Origin of the sequence: Phenylobacterium sp. (assembly GCF_046463815.1) — a bacterium.
Lineage (GTDB): Bacteria > Pseudomonadota > Alphaproteobacteria > Caulobacterales > Caulobacteraceae > Phenylobacterium.
In genome coordinates, this window is record NZ_JBKBRO010000018.1 from 69852 (window position 1) to 87975 (window position 18124).

General features: G+C 71.1%; 18 protein-coding genes and 1 pseudogene. 9 read left to right on the forward strand and 10 right to left on the reverse strand.

Features of this window, described 5'->3' with window-relative positions; all coding sequences use genetic code 11:
* Positions 1–17: 17 nt before the first annotated feature.
* Complete coding sequence (locus tag ACK4TT_RS13285; protein ID WP_410213175.1) at positions 18–1301, forward strand: MFS transporter; 1284 nt, start codon at positions 18–20, stop codon at positions 1299–1301.
* A gap of 147 nt (positions 1302–1448) precedes the next feature.
* Here the strand turns inward: ACK4TT_RS13285 and ACK4TT_RS13290 are convergent, their stop codons facing one another.
* Genes ACK4TT_RS13290 through ACK4TT_RS13300 form a run of 3 tightly spaced genes read right to left on the reverse strand, consistent with a single transcriptional unit; the run spans position 1449 to position 3000 of the window.
* A complete protein-coding gene (locus tag ACK4TT_RS13290) occupies positions 1449–1778 on the reverse strand; it encodes a GIY-YIG nuclease family protein (RefSeq protein WP_410213176.1) in 330 nt (109 codons plus the stop codon).
* Positions 1779–1780: 2 nt separating this feature from the next.
* Complete coding sequence (locus tag ACK4TT_RS13295; RefSeq protein WP_410213177.1) at positions 1781–2632, reverse strand: TauD/TfdA dioxygenase family protein; 852 nt, start codon at positions 2630–2632, stop codon at positions 1781–1783.
* Entirely contained in the window at positions 2629–3000 is a 372-nt protein-coding gene (locus tag ACK4TT_RS13300; protein WP_410213178.1) for a limonene-1,2-epoxide hydrolase family protein, read from the reverse strand. Before ACK4TT_RS13300 ends, ACK4TT_RS13295 begins: the two co-directional genes overlap by 4 nt.
* A gap of 98 nt (positions 3001–3098) precedes the next feature.
* On the opposite strand from ACK4TT_RS13300, the gene cobS reads away from it, so the two are divergent.
* Complete coding sequence (gene cobS, locus ACK4TT_RS13305; protein ID WP_410213179.1) at positions 3099–4100, forward strand: cobaltochelatase subunit CobS; 1002 nt, start codon at positions 3099–3101, stop codon at positions 4098–4100.
* Positions 4101–4239: 139 nt separating this feature from the next.
* Here the strand turns inward: cobS and ACK4TT_RS13310 are convergent, their stop codons facing one another.
* Complete coding sequence (locus tag ACK4TT_RS13310; RefSeq protein WP_410213180.1) at positions 4240–6609, reverse strand: membrane-bound PQQ-dependent dehydrogenase, glucose/quinate/shikimate family; 2370 nt, start codon at positions 6607–6609, stop codon at positions 4240–4242.
* A 117-nt stretch (positions 6610–6726) separates the two neighbouring features.
* Between ACK4TT_RS13310 and ACK4TT_RS13315 the strand changes: the two genes are divergently transcribed.
* Positions 6727–7911 carry a DUF3089 domain-containing protein gene (locus ACK4TT_RS13315; RefSeq protein ID WP_410213181.1) on the forward strand — a complete coding sequence of 395 codons (1185 nt, stop codon included), beginning with the start codon at positions 6727–6729 and terminating at the stop codon, positions 7909–7911.
* Positions 7912–7968: 57 nt separating this feature from the next.
* Here the strand turns inward: ACK4TT_RS13315 and ACK4TT_RS13320 are convergent, their stop codons facing one another.
* Positions 7969–8145, reverse strand: a complete 177-nt coding sequence (locus tag ACK4TT_RS13320; protein WP_410213182.1) for a DUF1328 family protein — start codon at positions 8143–8145, stop codon at positions 7969–7971.
* A 130-nt stretch (positions 8146–8275) separates the two neighbouring features.
* On the opposite strand from ACK4TT_RS13320, the gene cobT reads away from it, so the two are divergent.
* Positions 8276–10228 carry a cobaltochelatase subunit CobT gene (gene cobT, locus ACK4TT_RS13325; RefSeq protein WP_410213183.1) on the forward strand — a complete coding sequence of 651 codons (1953 nt, stop codon included), beginning with the start codon at positions 8276–8278 and terminating at the stop codon, positions 10226–10228.
* The gene (locus tag ACK4TT_RS13330; RefSeq protein ID WP_410213184.1) at positions 10225–11223 is read left to right on the forward strand and encodes an esterase-like activity of phytase family protein; all 999 of its coding nucleotides are present in this window, start codon (positions 10225–10227) and stop codon (positions 11221–11223) included. The genes cobT and ACK4TT_RS13330 overlap by 4 nt, the downstream gene beginning before the upstream one ends.
* Positions 11224–11275: 52 nt before the next feature.
* Here the strand turns inward: ACK4TT_RS13330 and rpmB are convergent, their stop codons facing one another.
* The 4 genes from rpmB to ACK4TT_RS13350 all read right to left on the reverse strand — a co-directional run bounded on the left by rpmB (position 11276) and on the right by ACK4TT_RS13350 (position 13911).
* Positions 11276–11569, reverse strand: a complete 294-nt coding sequence (gene rpmB / locus ACK4TT_RS13335) for a 50S ribosomal protein L28 (RefSeq protein WP_410213185.1) — start codon at positions 11567–11569, stop codon at positions 11276–11278.
* Between the two features lie 263 nt (positions 11570–11832).
* Positions 11833–12747, reverse strand: coding sequence for a M56 family metallopeptidase (locus ACK4TT_RS13340; protein ID WP_410213186.1), 915 nt, complete (start codon positions 12745–12747; stop codon positions 11833–11835).
* Positions 12734–13105, reverse strand: coding sequence for a BlaI/MecI/CopY family transcriptional regulator (locus ACK4TT_RS13345; RefSeq protein WP_410213193.1), 372 nt, complete (start codon positions 13103–13105; stop codon positions 12734–12736). Before ACK4TT_RS13345 ends, ACK4TT_RS13340 begins: the two co-directional genes overlap by 14 nt.
* Positions 13106–13152: 47 nt before the next feature.
* The gene (locus ACK4TT_RS13350; protein ID WP_410213187.1) at positions 13153–13911 is read right to left on the reverse strand and encodes a M23 family metallopeptidase; all 759 of its coding nucleotides are present in this window, start codon (positions 13909–13911) and stop codon (positions 13153–13155) included.
* A gap of 263 nt (positions 13912–14174) precedes the next feature.
* Between ACK4TT_RS13350 and ACK4TT_RS13355 the strand changes: the two genes are divergently transcribed.
* From ACK4TT_RS13355 to ACK4TT_RS13370, 4 genes are all read left to right on the forward strand, one after another.
* Positions 14175–14816, forward strand: a complete 642-nt coding sequence (locus ACK4TT_RS13355) for a TetR/AcrR family transcriptional regulator (RefSeq protein WP_410213188.1) — start codon at positions 14175–14177, stop codon at positions 14814–14816.
* Positions 14813–15778, forward strand: a complete 966-nt coding sequence (locus ACK4TT_RS13360) for an HlyD family secretion protein (RefSeq protein WP_410213189.1) — start codon at positions 14813–14815, stop codon at positions 15776–15778. Before ACK4TT_RS13355 ends, ACK4TT_RS13360 begins: the two co-directional genes overlap by 4 nt.
* Positions 15775–16704, forward strand: coding sequence for an ABC transporter ATP-binding protein (locus tag ACK4TT_RS13365; protein WP_410213190.1), 930 nt, complete (start codon positions 15775–15777; stop codon positions 16702–16704). The genes ACK4TT_RS13360 and ACK4TT_RS13365 overlap by 4 nt, the downstream gene beginning before the upstream one ends.
* A 175-nt stretch (positions 16705–16879) precedes the next feature.
* Positions 16880–18010 (forward strand): ABC transporter permease, encoded by a 1131-nt coding sequence (locus ACK4TT_RS13370; RefSeq protein ID WP_410213191.1) that lies wholly within the window; start codon positions 16880–16882, stop codon positions 18008–18010.
* Between the two features lie 9 nt (positions 18011–18019).
* On the opposite strand, the pseudogene ACK4TT_RS13375 reads toward ACK4TT_RS13370, so the two are convergent.
* Positions 18020–18124, reverse strand: a pseudogene (locus ACK4TT_RS13375) (IS5/IS1182 family transposase); the annotation flags it as partial.

Below are 18124 nucleotides of genomic sequence, written 5' to 3' on the forward strand. Positions count from 1 at the left end.
CCTGAGGGGGAGTTGGAATGCGGTCATCCGAAGGTGCTTCCGGCGGCGCCGCGACGCGGCGCGTGCTCCTGGCCAGCCTGGTGGGCACGGCCGTCGAGTTCTACGACTTCTACATCTACGCCACGGCCGCCTCGCTGGTGTTCGGGCCGATGTTCTTCCCCGGCGAATCCGCCTCGGCCCAGCTCATGAGCAGCTATGCGACGTTCGCCGTGGCGTTCTTCGCGAGGCCCGTGGGCGCGGCGTTCTTCGGCCACTTCGGCGACCGGATCGGGCGCAAGTCCACCCTGGTCGCCTCGCTGCTGACCATGGGCGGCTCGACGCTCCTGATCGCCTTCCTGCCGTCCTACGCCATGGTCGGCTGGGTAGCGCCCCTGCTGCTCTGCGTGCTGCGTTTCGGACAGGGCTTCGGCCTGGGCGGCGAGTGGGGCGGGGCGGCCCTGCTGGCGGTGGAGAACGCCCCGCCCGGCTGGCGCGCCCGCTTCGGCATGTTCCCCCAGCTCGGCGCGCCGGTGGGCTTCATCGCCGCCAACGGCCTGTTCCTGATCCTGGGCCTCGTGCTCAGCGCCGAGGACTTCCGCGCCTGGGGCTGGCGCCTGCCGTTCCTGTTCAGCGCGGTGCTGGTGATCCTGGGCCTGTGGATCCGCCTGAAGCTCACCGAGACGCCGGCCTTCCAGAAGGCGCTGGAGGAGGCCCCGCCCGCCCACGTGCCCATGGCCGAGGTCGCCCGCCGCCACTTCGGCGCCCTGGTCGGCGGCACCTTCGCCGTGGTGGCCTGCTTCGCCATCTTCTACCTCGCGACCGCCTTCGCGCTCGGCTACGGCACGACGACCCTGGGCTACGGCCGCGAGACCTTCCTGGCCGTGGAGCTGGGGGCGATCGTCTTCCTGGCGGCGGGCATCGTGGCGGCGGGCTGGTGGTCGGACGCGGCCAATCCGCGCCGGGTGCTGATGGCCGGCTGCGTCGGCACGATCCTCATCGGCGCCCTGATGGGGACGCTGATGGGCGCGGGCTCGCTCGTGCTGATCTGGCTCTGGCTGTCGCTGGCGCTGTTCACCATGGGCTTCGTCTACGGCCCGCTCGGCGCCTACCTGCCCAGCCTGTTCCCGCCGCGGGTGCGCTATTCGGGGGCCTCGCTGGCCTTCAACCTCGGCGGCATCGTCGGCGGGGGCCTCGCGCCCATGGCGGCCCAGATGCTGGCGGGCCAGGGCGCGGGCCTGCATCCGGTGGGGATCTATCTGGCGGCGGCGGCGGTGCTCAGCCTCGCGGGCCTGGTCCCGACGAAGCCGAAGCACGAGGACTAAAGAACCAGCATTCAACTCGTCATGGCCGGGCTTGTCCCGGCCACCCAGAGACGCAGGGCGTAGGGAGTCCGCACGTCCTCGGCCGCCGAGCCTTCCCGGCGAGATCGGTGCTTCTGGGTGGCCGGGACAAGCCCGGCCATGACGGATCTAAAGGTGCTTTTCCGGCCGTTGAAGGTGGGAGAGCGGCCCGTCCTCGACGAAGAACGACGGGTAGAGGTCCGCCCACTTGGGATTCTCACGCTCGATCAGATTCACCTTCCACTCGCGACGGTACTTCTTGAGCGCCTTTTCACGCCGGATCGCGGTGACGATGCTGTCGTGCAGCTCGAACCAGACGAGGCGCTTCACGCTGTAGCGTTTCGTGAACCCGCCCAGAGTCCCATCCCGGTGCTGAGCGACCCGGTTCAACAGGTCGCTCGTAACGCCGATGTAGAGCGTGCCGTGCTGGCCGCTCGCCATCATGTAGACGGCGTTCATGGCTAGACCGGAACCTCCCCCGCCACGGTCGTGCGGTGCATGACCCGCAGGTGGCCGTCGTAGCCGCCTTCGGCGAAGTGGGCGGTGCAGCGGTTGTCCCAAAGGAGCACCATGCCCGGCGCCCAGCGGTGGCGGTGGACGAACTGATCCTGCGTCATGTGCGCGAAGAGGAAGCTTAGGATCGCCTTGCTCTCCGCCACGGTCAGCCCCTCGATTCCCGTCGTGTAGACCGGCGAGACGTAGAGCGCCTTGCGGCCGGTGACCGGATGGGTGCGGACCAGCGGATGGGTCAGCGCCTTGTCGGCCTCTGGCGAGACGATGATCTCCATGGTCCGCTTCTGCGTCTCGCGGGCGAAGATCCCCTTGGTCCCGTAGGCGCGGGTGGCCGAATGGACGGCGCGCAGGCCCTCCAGCATCCGCTGGAATGCGGGCGACAGGGCCTCGTAGGCCCGGGCGCAGTCGCAGAAGAGGGTGTCCCCGCCCACCGGCGGCACGACTTCCGAGCGCAGGATGGTGGCGGCGGGCGGTTTCTCCTGGAAGCTCCAGTCCGAGTGCCAACCGGCCCCGAAGTTGGTGGCCGTCTCGTCGGCCTCGCGGCGCAGTTCCAGCACGTTGGGATGGCCCGGCATCGGCTTGATGAACGGGTCCTCGCCGAACGGCCCGATCTGCAGCGTGAAGGCTTCCAGTTCGTCCAGGGTCAGCGGCTGGTCCGGGAAGGCCAGGACCGCGTGCCTCGCCCAGGCGGCCTTCACGGCCTCGAGCGCCTCAGCCGGCAGGGGTCGGGAGAGGTCCAGCCCCCGCACCTGGGCGCCGAAGCCCGAGGGCTCGGGAAGGACCTCGATCGGCCCGCTCACGGCTGCAGCGCCTTCATGTAGGTCCCGAGGTCGAAGTAGTCGCGCCACACCTTGATCTTGCCGCCCTCCATCTCGAACACGCCGCAGCAGGGCAGGTTGACGGGCTTGCCGCCGACCAGGGTCCGGTCGAGGCGCTCGGCGATCACCACGTCGCCCTTCGAGACGAGGTTCAGGACGTCCCAGTCGGTGGACTGCCAGTCGCGGATGAAGCCGGCGATGAAGGCCCTGAGGTGGTCGCGCCCGGCCACCGGCTGCATCGGCATGTTGTGATAGACCCCGTCCGGCGTGAAGAACCCGACCAGCTCGTCGGGGTCCAGCCGCGACCAGGCCGCGATGAAGCTCCGGATGATCCTTTCGTTCTCGGCCATCTTGGCGTCCCCCCGTTGAGCCGCGTCTCGTCCCGGACGCGTTTCCCTATGAACAGCCGTTTGCTTCCGCCCCGGCAAGCCTGTAATCGGACCGCGACATGGCCGCCATCGACATCACCGAAGACAAGCTGATCTCCATGGTCCCCGACACGGAGATCAACGCCCGCGAGACGTTCGGCGTGGACTTCGACATGAAGGTCCCCGCGTTCTCCGAGCGCGACCCGCACGTTCCCGACGTGGATCCGTCCTACAAGTTCGACCCCGAAACGACGCGGGCGATCCTCGCCGGCTTCGCCTTCGACCGCCGGGTGATGGTCCAGGGCTACCACGGCACCGGCAAGTCGACCCACATCGAGCAGGTGGCCGCGCGGCTGAACTGGCCGATGATCCGGGTGAACCTCGACAGCCACATCAGCCGGATCGACCTGGTCGGCAAGGACGCCATCGTCCTGAAGGATGGCAAGCAGGTCACCGAGTTCCGGGAAGGCATCCTGCCCTGGGCCATTCAGCGGCCCATCGCCCTGGTCTTCGACGAGTACGACGCCGGCCGCCCGGACGTGATGTTCGTGATCCAGCGCGTGCTGGAGGCCTCGGGCAAGCTCACCCTGCTCGACCAGAACCGGGTGATCCGCTCGAACCCGTACTTCCGCCTGTTCGCCACGACCAACACCATCGGCCTGGGCGACACGACGGGGCTCTACCACGGCACCCAGCAGATCAATCAGGCGCAGATGGACCGCTGGTCCATCGTCACCACGCTCAACTACCTGAGCCACGACGTGGAGGCGGCCATCGTCCTGGCCAAGGCGCCGGCCTACGACAACCCTGAGGGCAAGCGCACCATCGCGGCCATGGTCCGCGTGGCCGACATGACGCGGAACGCCTTCATGAACGGCGACATCTCGACGGTCATGAGCCCGCGCACGGTCATCACCTGGGCCCAGAACGCCGAGATCTTCGGCGGCGACGTGGGCCTGGCCTTCCGCATGACCTTCCTGAACAAGTGCGACGAGCTGGAGCGCGGCACCGTGGCCGAGTTCTACCAGCGCGCCTTCGGCCAGGACCTGCCGGAAAGCACCGCCCGGGTGCGGGTGGCCTAACCACCGATCGTCATCGCCGGGCTTGTCCCGGCGACCCAGAGACGCCGACCATGCCGCCCAGGGCGCGGCGCTTCCTCGTCAGCCGCCACGCGTCTGGATGGCCGGGACGGGCCCGGCCATGACGTGAAGGGGCAGGCGCCTACGGCAACGCATACGCGATCACATAGTCGCCCTTCTGGCGGGTGAGGCGCGCGCCGCCGGCCGAGACCACCACGTACTGCCTGCCCGTCTTCGGCGAGACGTAGGTCATGGGCGTGCCGCCGACGCCCACCGGCAGCCGGCCCTGCCACAGCAGCCTGCCCGTGCCGTTGTCGTAGGCCCGAAGGTACGGGTCCGTGGTGGCGGCGTGGAAGGTGATCCCGCCCGCCGTGGCCACCGGCCCGCCCAGGCCGAAGGTGCCGATGGGGATGGGCAGCTTCGAGCCCAGGCCGAAGGGTCCCGTCGCCTCGGCCGTGCCCGCCGGGACCTGCCAGACGATCTGTTTCGACGCGAGGTCGATGGCCGTCAGCGTGCCGTGCGGCGGCTGGATGCAGGGGGTGAAGAACGGGCTGAGCATCGGCCGGTTGTCGGCCTCGTAGGCCACGGCGCCCAGGCTCTGGGGCGGGCGGTCCTTGGCGCGGCTGAGCGACACCTCGGGCTTGTCCGTCCGCTTCAGCAGCACCGTCTGGGGCATCCTGAGTTCCGGCACGATCAAGAGGCCGCGTACGGGGTCGAAGGCGCCCGAGCCCCAGTTCTGGCCGCCGCCGTTGCCGGGCGCCTGGAGCGAGGGCTGGTCCACGCCGGGCGGGGTGAAATCGCCGTCGTAGCGGGCCCGACGGAAGGCGATGCGGCAGAAGAGCTGGTCGATGGGGGTCGCGCCCCACATCATCTTCTCGCTCAGGCGGCCTGGGCCGACGGTCGGCATGTCCACCGAATAGGGCTGGGTCGGTGAGAGCCATTCGCCGGGCGCGGGGCCCTGCGGAACCGGCTTTTCCTCCACGCGGCTGAGCGGCTGGCCGGTGGCGCGGTCGAGGACGAACACCTGGCCGCGCTTGGTGAGCTGGATCAGCGCCTTGGCGGTACGGCCCCCGCCCCCCGGGCCCCCAATCGGGACATCGGCCAGCATGGGCTGGGCCGGGACGTCATAGTCCCAGACGTCGTGGTGCACGGTCTGGAAGCGCCAGTGCTCGCGGCCGGTGGCGATGTCGAGGGCGACCACCGACGAGGAATACTGTTCCGAGGCCTTGGAGCGGTGCGAGCCCCAGTAGTCCGGCGTGGCGTTGCCGGTGGGCAGGTAGATCAGCCCCAGCTCCTCGTCGAAGGCCGGCGTCGACCAGACGTTGGGCGTGCCGCGCGTGTAAGTCTGGCCCTCGGGCGGCAGGCGGGTGATGGCGGGGTTCCCCAGGTCCCACGCCCATTGCAGGTCGCCGGTGACGGCGTCGAAGGCGCGGACCACGCCCGCCGGCTCGCCCAGGGCGTGGTTGTCCACCACCCAGCCGCCCAGCACGATCCGGTCTCCGGCCACCGTGGGCGTCGAGGTCTGGAAATACATCCAGGGCTCGAAGGGACCCATGCCGCCCGAGAGGTCCACCACCCCGTCCTTGCCGAAGCCCGGGCAGCGGGCGCCGGTGGCGGCGTCCAGCGCGATCAGCCGCGCGTCGATGGTGGTCAGGATGATCCGCCGGTCGCACAGGGCCGCCGGGTCGGCGGGGCTCGCGCGCCGGGCCGTGGCGGTCTCGTAGTAGCCGACCCCCCGGCAGCGGTTCCAGAAATGGGGCTTCACCTTGGGATCGTGGCGCCACTTCTGGCGGCCGGTGTCGGCGTCGAGCGCGATCACCACATTGGTCGGCGTACAGAGGTAGAGCGTGTCGCCCACCTGGACCGGCGTGTTCTGGTCCTCCGAGCCCTTCAGCGGCGGCTCGCCGGTGCGGAAGGTCCAGGCGACCTTCAGGCCCTTCACATTGGCGGCGTTGATCTGGGCGGACGGCGAGAAGCGCGCGCCGCCGGCGTCGCGGCCGTAGTAGCGCCAGTCCCCGCCGTTCGCGGCCGGGAGAGGCTGGGCCAGCGGCGCCTTGGCGGTCCTGGCCTGGCCCTGGGTATAGGTCCCGGGAAGGGCGGCGCCGAGCAGCGCCAGGGCGAGGACCGTGGTCAGCGCCGTGGCTCCCATGCCGCTCGCCCGGGCCCGGCCCTTAGGCGCGGCCAGCAGGGTGAGCAGCACGATCAGGCCCAGCACGGCGGGCGCGAAGAGGCGCGGCAGCAGCGGCCAGAAGGCGAGGCCCGCCTCCCACGCCGCCCAGCCGAGGGTCAGCGCCATCACGGCGGCGTACAGCCAGCCCGCCGCCGGCCTGCGGCGCGCCAGCAGCACGCCCGTCGCCAGCAGGCCCGCGCCGGCCAGGGCGTAATAGGGCGTGCCCCTCAAGGTCACGAGCCAGACGCCGCCCGCCAGGATGATGACGCCCACCAGGCCCACGAACCCGCCGCCGAGCACAGCGCCGATGCGGCCGCCCATTCCGCCCGATCTTTCGGACATTCCCGTACCCCCCCGCGGCCCCTTTGCCGGGCCTTCAACCTAAGCTGGACGCATGGCCCGCCTCGCGCAATCATCATACGCAATCTTCGAAATCGGAACCTGCTGGGAGGACATGGCATGAAGAGGCTCGCAGGCGCGCTCGCGCTCGGCCTGGGACTGGCGCTGTCGGCTTCGACCGCCGTCCAGGCGCAGACGATCGACACCACCCCCAACGACTATTCCAAGCCCGAGACCTGGCTCTGCTTCCCCGGCAAGGCGGGCGACGCCTGCGCCGTCGACCTGAGCACGACGGTGATCGAGGCGGACGGCTCAAGCCGGGTGGAGGCGTTCAAGGCCGACCCCAAGGCCCCCATCGACTGCTTCTACGTCTATCCGACGGTCTCCACCGATCCCGGCGTGGTCTCGGACATGACCCCCGATCCGGTCGAGTTCAACGTGGTGAAGCAGCAGCTCGCCCGCTTCGGGGCCAAGTGCCGGCTCTACGCCCCGCTCTACCGGCAGTTCACCCTGGCCGCCCTGCGCTCGATGATGACCGGCCAGCCGCTGCCGGGCGCGACCGACCCCGCCGCCCGCCAGGTGGGCTACCAGGACGTGGTCGACGCCTGGAACTACTACCTCGCCCACGAGAACAAGGGCCGGGGCGTGGTGCTGATCGGCCATTCCCAGGGCTCGGGCGTGCTCCAGCGGCTGATCCCCGCCGAGGTCGAGGGCAAGCCGGTCCAGAAGCAGCTCGTCTCGGCCCTGATCCTGGGTTCGAACCTGGGCGTCGAGACCGGCAAGGACACCGGAACCTTCAAGACCATCCCGCTCTGCCGCTCGGCCGACCAGACGGGCTGCGTCATCAGCTACGTCACCTTCCGCGAGACCGATCCGCCGCCGGCGGGGAGCCGCTTCGGCAAGGTCCCGACGCCCGGCATGGAGGCCGCCTGCACCAACCCCGCCGCCCTGGGCGGCGGCCGCGGAGAGCTGAAGGCCTACCTCTCCAACCAGGCCAACATCGCCAACGCCTCGGCCAGGACGCCCGAGTGGGTGAAGGGCAAGCCCAACCCCGAGACGCCCTTCGTCGCCCTGCCCGGCTTCTTCAGCGGCGAGTGCGTGTCGAAGGACGGCTTCAACTACCTGTCGGCCCGGCTGAACGTCGACCCGGCCGACCCGCGCACCGACGTCATCAACGGCGACGTGACCGCCGGCGAGCTGATCCTGAAGGACTGGGGCCTGCACCTGATCGACGCCAACATCGCCATGGGCAACCTGGTCGACATCGTGGGCCGGCAGTCCAAGGCCTACCTCGCCCGCAAGTAACGGAAACGCCCGTCCTCCGGCGGGAGGACGGGCGCTCTTTCTCCGGCTCTCCGGGGATCAGCGTGTGAGCTTGCGTCCGGCCATCAGGCCGAGGACCAGGAAGATCACGAAACCGATCACGAACAGGAAGAACAGGAATTTCGCGATGCCGGCCGCGGCCCCGGCGATGCCGCCGAAGCCCAGGGCCGCCGCCACGATGGCGACGATCGCGAAGATCAGAGCCCACTTCAGCATGCGCCCTCTCCTCAGGAACCGGGCCACCACGCGGCCCGCTGGATGAACACGGCTTGGCCGTGGATGTTCCCGGGCGCGCGCCCCACTTCCTTGTTTCCCGTCGGGTCAGCCCTGATCTAAGACGGAGACGATGGCGAAGACCCCTGAAAGCCCCCTGGAGCCGTTCAAGCGCGCCCTGGCGCACGCCGCCCGTTCGCTCGCCGAGACCCCGGACCTGGAGATCGTCTATTCCGGCGAGGGTCCACAGCTCTCGGGCAACCGGGCCGTCCTGCCGCACCCGCCGCGCGACCTGACGCCCCAGGACGCCGCCCGCATCCGGGGCCTGGCCGACCAGATGGCGCTGAAGATCGCCCACCACGACGCGGCGACCCATTCGCGCACTAGGCCCCATTCCGCCCAGGGCCAGCCGATCTACGACAGCCTGGAGCAGGCCCGCATCGAGGCCATCGGCTCCAACGCCATGGGCGGGGTGCGCGAGAACCTGAACGCCGTGATGGACCAGGCCTGGTCGCGCCGGCTTTTCAACGAGGCCGAGGCGATGGCCAACCCGCCGATGGCCGAGGTGGTGGCCCTCCTGGCCCGCGAGCGCATGACCGGCCAGCCGCCGCCGCCCGCCGCCAAGCCGCTGGTGGACCTGTTCCGGGCCGACGTCGAGGCCAAGGCCGGGGCCGACCTCGACCGGCTGGGCGCGGCCATGGACGACCAGCAGGCCTTCGCCAAGATCGCCCGCACGATCATCCGCGACCTCTCCATGGGCGACGACATGTCGGACGCCACCGAGCAGGACGAGCAGGAGGACGACGGCGGCGAGGAGGGCGAGCCCGAGACCTCCGAGGACCAGGACGAAGGCGACGGCGAGAGCCAGAGCCCGCAGCAGTCCGCCATGGACGAGGACGAGACCTCAGAGCGCGAGTCCGAGGACGCCGACAGCCAGATGATGGCGGCCGAGCAGGACGAGAACGCCGAGGACGCCGAGGAGCCCCCCGAGATGGGCGAGGGCGACCAGCCGGCGCGCCCCGACGCCTCGGGCGACAACCGGGCGGTCACCTACAAGGTCTTCACCACCGAGCACGACGAGATCGTCGCCGCCGAGGAGCTGTGCGACGCCGAGGAGCTGACGAGGCTGCGCGCCTACCTCGACCAGCAGCTCGCCTCGGTGTCGAACGTGGTCTCCCGTCTCGCCAACCGGCTGCAGCGCAAGCTGCTGGCCCAGCAGAACCGCTCCTGGACGTTCGACCTGGAGGAAGGCGTCCTCGACGTGGCGCGGCTGACCCGCGTCATCATCGACCCCACCGCGCCGCTCTCCTTCAAGCAGGAGGACGACACGGAGTTCCGCGACACGGTCGTCACCATCCTGATCGACAATTCGGGCTCGATGCGCGGGCGGCCGATCATGGTGGCGGCGGTCTGCGCCGACATCCTGGCGCGCACCCTGGAACGCTGCGGCGTGAAGACCGAGATCCTGGGCTTCACCACCCGGGCCTGGAAGGGCGGCAACTCGCGCGAGGACTGGCTGAAGGCCGGCAAGCCCGCCCAGCCCGGCCGCCTGAACGACCTGCGCCACATCATCTACAAGGCTGCCGACGCCCCCTGGCGCCGGGCCCGGCGCAACCTCGGCCTGATGATGCGCGAGGGGCTGCTCAAGGAGAACATCGACGGCGAGGCCCTGATGTGGGCCCATCAGCGGCTGATCGGCCGGCCCGAGCAGCGGCGCATCCTGGTGGTCATCTCGGACGGCGCGCCGGTGGACGATTCCACCCTGTCGGTGAACTCGGGCCACTACCTGGAGCGCCACCTGCGCGAGGTGATCGAGGAGATCGAGACCAAGAGCCCGGTGCAGCTCATCGCCATCGGCATCGGCCACGACGTGACCCGCTACTACCGCCGCGCCGTGACCATCGTGGACGTGGAGCAACTGGCCGGGGCCATGGTCGAGCAACTGGCCGAGCTGTTCGAGGAGGAACCCCGGGCGCTGACCCGCAAGACCGCCGGCCTCTTGCAGCCGCCGCCGACCGCCCAGGGCCCGCAGGGCGGCCCCGCCCGGCGCTCGACCTTCAAGGAAGTGCGGAGAGCCACCGCGTGAGGCGTCATGGGGGGCGTCTGGGCGGACTGCTTCTCGCCGCCGTCCTGGCGGGGTGCCTTCAGGCCCCGCCGCGCCTGCCCCCCGCCCCCGTGCCGCACGGCGCGGCGGTCACGATCGACGCCGAGCCCGTGCCCATGGACCCGCGCGACCCGGCCCGGGAGCGGATCGGGAACTTCGCCTACGCGGGCGGCGTGGTCATCACCTCGGCCCAGACCGCGCGCCTGCACGGCCTCTCGGACCTCAAGGTCACGGCGGACGGCCGCCTTCTGGCGGCCAGCGACCAGTCCGACCTGCTGGAGGCGCGCATCGTGCTGGACGCCGCGGGCCGGCTGGCGGGCCTGGCCGACGCGCGGCTCTCGGCGCTGAAGGACGAGGCCGGCGCGGACCTCTACGCCGGCGGCCAGGAGGAATACGATTCCGAGGGCGTCGTGCGTCTGGCCGACGGGACCCTGGTGGTCAGCTTCGAACAGCACGACCGGGTGCTGGCCTACCCGGCCGGCGGCGGCCCGCCCCGGCGCGCGCCCCTGCCCCAGACCGCCTTCACCCACAACAAGGGCATGGAGGCGCTCGCCGCCGCCCCCGACGTGGCGCCGGACGCCTATCGGGTGGGCCTGGAGGACAGCGGCCTCATCTTCGTCTGCCGGCTCTCGGCCCGCTGCGCGCCGGACGGCCGCGTGGACCTGGAGGGGTCGGAACTGGTGGCCATGGACAACCTGTCGGACGGCGGGCGGGCCTACCTCTTCCGGTCCTTCTCGCCCCTGCGCGGCAACGTGATCCGCCTGCGCGTCGTGGACCGGGCCGGCCGCACGCTCGATTCGCTGCAGATCGAGCGGCCGCTGACCGTGGACAACCTGGAGGGCCTGGCCGCGGTCCCGCGAGCCGGCGGCGGCGTGCGCTTCTACCTGATCGCCGACGACAACTTCGGCTTCTACGAGGGCAAGCCCACCGGCCAGCGGACCCTCCTGCTGGCCTTCGATTGGCAGGCGCCCAAATGAAAAGGCCGCCCCGAGGGACGGCCTTTCCGGAACGACAGCTTGTGTCGAAGGCTTAGGCGGCCTGCTCGGCCAGCTTCGCCTTGATCTGGCGCTTGATCTTCAGGGCCTTGGGCGACAGCACTTCGTCGCGGGCCTTCAGCAGCACGGCGTCCAGGCCGCCCTTGGCGTCCACGGTCCGCAGCGCGGCGTTGGTGATGCGCAGGGTGACGTTCTGGCCCAGCGCTTCCGACTGGACGGTCACGGCGTTCAGGTTCGGCATGAACCGGCGCTTGGTCTTGATGTTCGAGTGGCTCACGTTGTGGCCGACCATCGGGCCGACACCGGTGAGTTCGCAGCGACGCGACATGGCGAAACCTTCGCGAGGAAGAAACAGAGGGACGTGCGGGCCCAGGGCCCACGCGAGGAGCGCGCGATATAGAGGAAGGCGCCGCCGCGCGTCAAGGCGAGGCGGGCGCGAAGCGGGCCTTCTTCGCCGTTCCGGCGGCCGCCGTTGTGCCCCACGGCCGAGTCAGCCACCATATCTCGTAGGGAACAAAGGCTGAATCGCTGCGAGTCAGTGATTCGGACACGGTTCGTTTCGCCCGCGTTCCGGCGATCGCGTCCGCGCCGTTAACCGGCGGCCTCGCCCGGCGCCTTGTCCAGCAGCAGCACTTCCATCGTAGGCCCGGGGATCTCGGGCCAGGGCCGTTCCGGCGGCTCGGGCACCGCGGGCTTGGCGGCCCACATGAAGCCGCTGGCGGCCAGCGTGAAGGCGAGCGCGGCGAAGCCGCCCGCCGCGCCCGACCGCGCGCGTCCCTTCAGGGCGGCGAGGCGGACCTCCAGCGGATGGCGTGCAGCGGCCGGCCAGCGGCAGCCGAACGGCAGGGGCGTGTGGGCCAGTTCGGTCTTGAGCAGCGCCTCGGCGTAGAGCCGCCGGGCCTTCGGGAAGCGGCGCAGGGTGGCCGCGTCGCAGGCCAGTTCCTGGTCGAGCCGCATGGCGCGCGCGCCCACGTGGACCAGGGGATTGAACCAGAACAGCACCTGGAAGGCGGCGGCCAAGGCGTTGGCCTTGGGATCGCCGCGGGCGACGTGCTCGCGCTCGTGCGCCCGGATCAGGGTCCGCTCGTCGTCTGAATAGGGATCGCGGGCGGGCATCACCACGCGCGGGGAGATGACGCCGCAGACGGCGGGTCCCGCGCGGCCCGCCTGGGCGTCGCGCTCGAAGGCGGCCTGCGCCCGCGCGGCCAGGAAAAGGCCCAGGGCCGCGCCGAAGAACCAGAGGAAGGCCAGGGCCGTCGGCCATCCGCCCGCCTGCTCGACCAGCGGCCGCAGCGTCATGCGCTCGGCGCCGGGCCACGGCGTCCCGAACGGCCAGGGAGCCAGGCTGAGGAGGGCCGCGCCAACGGGGGCGGCCCACAGGCCGTAGGCGGCTTCGGGGCCGAAAAGTCGTCGCGCGGGGCCGCGCAGGGCCAGGACCAGCAGGAGCACCGCCGAGCCCGCCAGGTTGGCGCGGGCCAGGGCTTCCAGGAGGTCAGCCGCCGTCATCTTCCAGCTCCGCGATCAGGCGCTTCAGCCGGGCCACGTCCTCGGGCGAGAGGGAGCGGTGCTCGGCGAAATGCGCCACCAGCGGCGCGACCTGACCGGAGAACAGGCGGTCGAGCAGCCCCTGGCTCTCGGCCGTCACATAGGCTTCCCGCGAGACCAGCGGCCGGTAGCGGGTGCGGCCCTCGGACCGCTCCGAAGCCAGGGCCTTCTTTTTCAGGAGCCGGTTGATCAGCGTCTTGACGGTGGCCTCGCCCCACTGCTGGGGCTCGCCGACCTTGCGGACCAGTTCGTCGGCCGTCATCGGTCCCTTCTCCCAGAGGGCGGCCATGATCTGGCTCTCGGCGGGTGAGATCCGCAACATGAGGGTGAGATTACGCCTGTAGTCCCCGCTGTCAACGCGGGCGATCAGTCGGCGGCGGCGACACGCGTGGCGGGGACGTATTCCGCGGTGATGACGTTCGTGGCGTCGATGCGCCGGCCCCGGCGGTCGACCACCTCGAGGTGCACGTGGTCGGTCATGCCGCCTGGATACTTCCGCTGCAGGGAATGGACCCGGCCGATCGGCTGGCCGACGTAGACCGTGTCGCCGACCTCGACATGCGGATCGACGTAGAAGGCCCGGGCCTCGAGGCGCAGGGCGGGGTTTGTAATCTCGACGAACTTCAGGTCGTCGTCGCCGGCGTAGGCGTAGCCGATCCTGGTGACGTAGCCCGAGATGGGGGCCACGACGCTCTGACCGGCGGCGGCGCGGAAGTCGACGCCCTCGTGCCGGCGCACGCCGCCGTCGCGGGAGGCCCCGAAGGCCCCCGAGCCGTAGGCGTCCTCGGTGCGGGGCTCCTGGCCGGTGGGATTGGCGAAGTCGGCCTTGCCGTCGCCGTCCACGTCGGCGCCTTCCCAGACCAGCCGGTACTCGATCGGGGCGGGGGCGACCTGGGTCACCGCCCGCTGCATGGAGGTGAAGACGGCCCGGGGCGCCTCCACGGCGCCGAGCGGCGCCGCCGCCGCCGCGCCCGAGACGACGAGGGTCGCCGCCACCACGGCCTGCAGGGCCCGGTCCCTCGACCATTCGCCCCGGAAGTGAAGGCCGCTCAGGCGCAGAGAATGGTCCGAGGCCAGGAACCTGTGAGCCAGTTCGGAAATGCGCGCACGGAACGCCTGCGTCATTCTTCGAAGACCCCTTGTCACCGATGCGCCGCCTCAGCCCGGACTGCCGCCGGGCTTCGAGGGGCTTGTGCTCTTTAAGGATGCCGCGCCCGGAGGACGAGCGGTTCAGCGGTTTGCCCGCCGACCGGGGCGGAAAATGGGCGCCGTCTGCGCAGAGGCCATGCGGCATGCCGCCGCTGCGGTGTCCGAGTGAGACAGAGATCGGCGTTGTGCGGGGCGGCGGGATGCGCTAATAACTGACCGGTCAGTTATTAGGAGAGGCTATGCTGGAGGCCGGCGAGCCCAAGTTCCGCAGGCGCAAGGCCGACCGGCCGGGCGAGATCGTCGAGGCGGCCATGGCCGTGTTCGCCGAGAAGGGCTTCGCCGCCGCCCGGCTGGACGAGATCGCCCGGCGCGCCGGCGTCTCCAAGGGGGCGCTCTATCTCTACTTCGAGACCAAGGAGGACCTGTTCCGGGCCGTGGTGGAGCAGGCCGTCGCCCCCAACATCACCCTGCTGCGCGGGATCGCCGCCAGCCATCCGGGCCCCTTCCGCGACCTGGCGAGCGCGCTGACGGCCTACGTGGCCCAGGTGGCCCAGACCACGCCGCTGGGCGGGGTGCTGAAGATGGTCATCGGCGAGGCGAGGAACTTCCCCGAGCTCGCCCGGGTCTGGCACGACGAGCTGGTGGCCCACGCCCTGGGCGCGGTGGCCGGCGCCGTCGAGGCGGCGCAAGGCCGCGGCGAGGTGAAGCCCGGCGATCCCCGCATGTACGCCATCCAGCTCATCTCGCCGCTGCTGGTGGGCGTGATCTGGCGCGAGACCTTCACGCCGGTGGGCGCCCCGCCCTTCGACATCCCCGCCCTGATGCGCCAGCACGTCGAGACCCTGATGGGCGGCATGCTGATCCCGGAGGCCGCCGCATGACCCGTCGCCGCCTGCTCCCGCCCCTCCTGATCGCCGTGGCCGCGGTCATCGTCGCGGGCCTGCTGCTCGCCCCGCGCTTCCAGCCGGCCCGGACGCTGTCGGGCTATATCGAGGGCGAGCCCCTCTACCTCGCCGCCCCGGTGGCCGGGACGGTGCGGACGCTGAACGTCGTGAAGGGCCAGGAGGTGAAGGCGGGCCAGGCCCTGTTCACCGTCGATCCGGCCCAGGTGCTGAGCCAGTACGAGCAGGCCAGCGCCGAACAGGCCGCCGCCCAGGCCCAGGCGCAGGACGTGCGCAAGGGCCAGCGCCCAGTGGAACTGGCCGTGTACGAGGCCAACATCGCCGCCGCCGAGGCCCAGGCCCGCGAGGCCCGCGCGACCCTGCGGCGGGTCGAGCCCCTGGTGCGCCAGGGCTGGTACGCGCCCGCCCGCCTGGACGACGCCCGGGCCGCCGCCCAGGCCGCCGACGCCCAGGTCCGCGCCGCGCGCCGGCAGAGGGACGCCGCCGCCCTGGGGGCGCGCGAGGACCAGATCCGCGCCGCCGACGCACGGGTGAGCCAGGCTCAGGCCGCCGTGACGGGCGCGCAGGCCCGCCTCGCCGAGGTCTCGCCGACAGCGCCCGCCGCCGCCCGGGTCGAGGACATCTTCTTCCACGCCGGGGAGTGGGCGCCGGCCAACCAGCCGATCCTGTCGCTGCTGCCCGACGAACGGATCAAGGTGCGGTTCTTCGTTCCCGAGCGGGAGCTTTCGGCCTACCGCATCGGCCGGACCGTCCGGTTCTCCTGCGACGGCTGCGCCAAGGGCCTGACCGCGCGCATCGAGTACGTGAGCCCGAGGCCGGAGTTCACCCCGCCGGTGATCTACAGCCGCGAGGCCCGCGACCGGCTGGTCTATATGGTGGAGGCCCGGCCCAGCGTGCGGCTCAATCCCGGCCAGCCGGTCGATGTGGAGCCGCTTCCATGACGCCCGAAACGCCCTGGGCCATCGACGTCCACGGGCTCAACAAGAGCTTCGGCGACAAGCACGTCGTCCAGGACGTCACCATCCAGGTGGGGCAGGGCCGGATCTGCGGCTTCCTGGGCCCCAACGGCTCGGGCAAGACCACGACCTTGCGGATGCTGTGCGGCCTGCTGACGCCGGACTCCGGCGAGGGCACGGCCCTGGGCTACGACATCATCGGCGAGGCCGACGCGGTGAAGCTGCACACCGGCTACATGACCCAGAGGTTCTCGCTCTACGAGGACCTGACCATCGCCGAGAACCTGGACTTCACGGCCCGGGTCTATGGCCTCGACCGCCGCCGCGAGCGGGTGGACGCGGCCCTGGAGCGCCTGGGGCTGGCTGCCCGGCGCGGGCAGCTCGCCGGGGCCCTGTCGGGAGGCTGGAAGCAGCGCCTCGCGCTCGCCAACGCCACCCTGCACGAGCCCCGCCTGCTGCTGCTGGACGAGCCCACGGCGGGCGTGGACCCGAAGGCGCGGCGCACCTTCTGGGACGAGATCCATGCGCTCGCCGCCGAGGGCCTGACGGTGCTCGTCTCCACCCACTACATGGACGAGGCCGAGCGGTGCCACGAGATCGCCTACATCAGCTACGGCCGGCTGATCGCCCGGGGAACGGCCGATGAGGTGGTGGCGGGCTCGGGGCTCGTCACCTTCCACGGCGAGGGCCCTGGCGTGGACCGCCTGGGGCCCGAGGTGGCCGGCAAGCCCGGCGTCGAGACCGTGGCCCCCTTCGGGGCGGCCCTGCACGTCAGCGGGACTGACCGCGCCGCGCTGGAAGCCGCCATCGCCCCGCTGAGGCGCGAGCCCTACCGCTGGACCGAGGTCCCGCCGACGCTGGAGGACGTGTTCATCCAGCTCATGGGGCGGTCGGAGGACAACTTCCGATGAGGGAAGCGCACCCTGTTCCCTTCCCGCTCGCGGGAAGGGGAGACCACGCCCCGCAGAGGGCGTGGTGGGAAGGGAAAGCCGCAGGCGCGGTGCGCGCCGCTTTCCCTCTCCACCACCCGCTCTTCGGCGGGCGGTCCCCCTCTCCCGCAGAGCGGGAGAGGAAAGGAGGCCGGCGATGACCGGCGCCTGGTCCCGTGTGGTCGCGGTGATGGTCAAGGAGTTCAAGCAGCTCACCCGCGACCGGATCACCTACGCCATGATGCTGGCGATCCCGGTGATCCAGCTCATCCTCTTCGGCTATGCGATCAACACCGAGCCGCGCCACCTGCCGACCGCCGTGCTGGCGCAGGAGGACAGCCGCTACGCCCGCTCGATCGTCGCGGCCCTGAAGAACTCCCGCTACTTCGACTTCGTGGCCCAGGCCCGCAGCCCGGCCGAGCTGGACGCCATGATCCGCCGGGGCGAGGCGCAGTTCGCCGTGACCATCCCGGGCGACTTCAGCCGCCGCGTGGCGCGCGGCGACAAGCCCCAGATCCTGGTGGAGGCCGACGCCACCGACCCCTCGGCCACCGGCGGCGCCGTGGCGGCCCTGGCCGCCCTGCCCGGCCGGGTGCTGGCCCAGGACCTGAAGGGCGCGCTGGCCGCCCGCGGCCAGGGCGCGGCGCCGTTCGAGGTGGTCGTGCACGCACGGTACAATCCCGAGGCCGTCACCGCCTACAACATCGTGCCGGGGCTCTTGGGCATCATCCTCTCGCTGACGCTGGTCATGATGACGGCGCTCAGCGTCACCCGCGAGCTGGAGCGGGGCACCATGGAGACCCTGCTGTCGACCCCGCTGGAGCCGCTGGAGGTGATGGCCGGCAAGCTCGCCCCCTACGTGCTGGTGGGGCTGATCCAGACGGCCCTGATCCTGGTGCTGTCGAAGGTGCTGTTCCAGGTGCCGATGGCCGGCGGCTGGATCGGGCTCACCCTGGGCGTGACCCTGTTCATCGTGGGTTCCCTGGCGTTGGGCTTCCTGATCTCGACGGTGGCCCGCTCGCAACTCCAGGCGATGCAGATGAGCGTCTTCTACATCCTGCCCTCGATCCTGCTGTCGGGTTTCATGTTCCCGTTCCGGGGGATGCCGGCCTGGGCCCAGGCGCTGGGCGAGGTGATCCCGGTCACCCACTTCCTGCGCGTCGTGCGCGGCTCGCTGCTGAAGGGGCAGGGGCTGGAGGACCAGTGGCGCGAGCTGCTGGCGCTGACCGCCTTCGTCTGCGTCGTGACGGCGCTGGCCGTGGCCCGCTACCGGCGGACGCTGGACTAGGGTCCAGACTCATAACCACCAGATGACGATGGCGGCGAGGCAGACGGCTGCGGCGTAGGTGCAGGCGAGCTTGTCGTAGCGGGTGGCGATGCGTCGGAAGTCCTTGAGGCGGCA

Coding starts and splice junctions, on each gene's coding strand:
- ACK4TT_RS13285 (WP_410213175.1), top strand. CDS start 18: ATGCGGTCATCCGAAGGTGCTTCCGGCGGCGCCGCGACGCGGCGCGTG.
- ACK4TT_RS13290 (WP_410213176.1), bottom strand. CDS start 1,778: ATGAACGCCGTCTACATGATGGCGAGCGGCCAGCACGGCACGCTCTAC.
- ACK4TT_RS13300 (WP_410213178.1), bottom strand. CDS start 3,000: ATGGCCGAGAACGAAAGGATCATCCGGAGCTTCATCGCGGCCTGGTCG.
- cobS (WP_410213179.1), top strand. CDS start 3,099: ATGGCCGCCATCGACATCACCGAAGACAAGCTGATCTCCATGGTCCCC.
- ACK4TT_RS13310 (WP_410213180.1), bottom strand. CDS start 6,609: ATGTCCGAAAGATCGGGCGGAATGGGCGGCCGCATCGGCGCTGTGCTC.
- ACK4TT_RS13315 (WP_410213181.1), top strand. CDS start 6,727: ATGAAGAGGCTCGCAGGCGCGCTCGCGCTCGGCCTGGGACTGGCGCTG.
- ACK4TT_RS13320 (WP_410213182.1), bottom strand. CDS start 8,145: ATGCTGAAGTGGGCTCTGATCTTCGCGATCGTCGCCATCGTGGCGGCG.
- cobT (WP_410213183.1), top strand. CDS start 8,276: ATGGCGAAGACCCCTGAAAGCCCCCTGGAGCCGTTCAAGCGCGCCCTG.
- rpmB (WP_410213185.1), bottom strand. CDS start 11,569: ATGTCGCGTCGCTGCGAACTCACCGGTGTCGGCCCGATGGTCGGCCAC.
- ACK4TT_RS13340 (WP_410213186.1), bottom strand. CDS start 12,747: ATGACGGCGGCTGACCTCCTGGAAGCCCTGGCCCGCGCCAACCTGGCG.
- ACK4TT_RS13350 (WP_410213187.1), bottom strand. CDS start 13,911: ATGACGCAGGCGTTCCGTGCGCGCATTTCCGAACTGGCTCACAGGTTC.
- ACK4TT_RS13355 (WP_410213188.1), top strand. CDS start 14,175: ATGCTGGAGGCCGGCGAGCCCAAGTTCCGCAGGCGCAAGGCCGACCGG.
- ACK4TT_RS13360 (WP_410213189.1), top strand. CDS start 14,813: ATGACCCGTCGCCGCCTGCTCCCGCCCCTCCTGATCGCCGTGGCCGCG.
- ACK4TT_RS13365 (WP_410213190.1), top strand. CDS start 15,775: ATGACGCCCGAAACGCCCTGGGCCATCGACGTCCACGGGCTCAACAAG.
- ACK4TT_RS13370 (WP_410213191.1), top strand. CDS start 16,880: ATGACCGGCGCCTGGTCCCGTGTGGTCGCGGTGATGGTCAAGGAGTTC.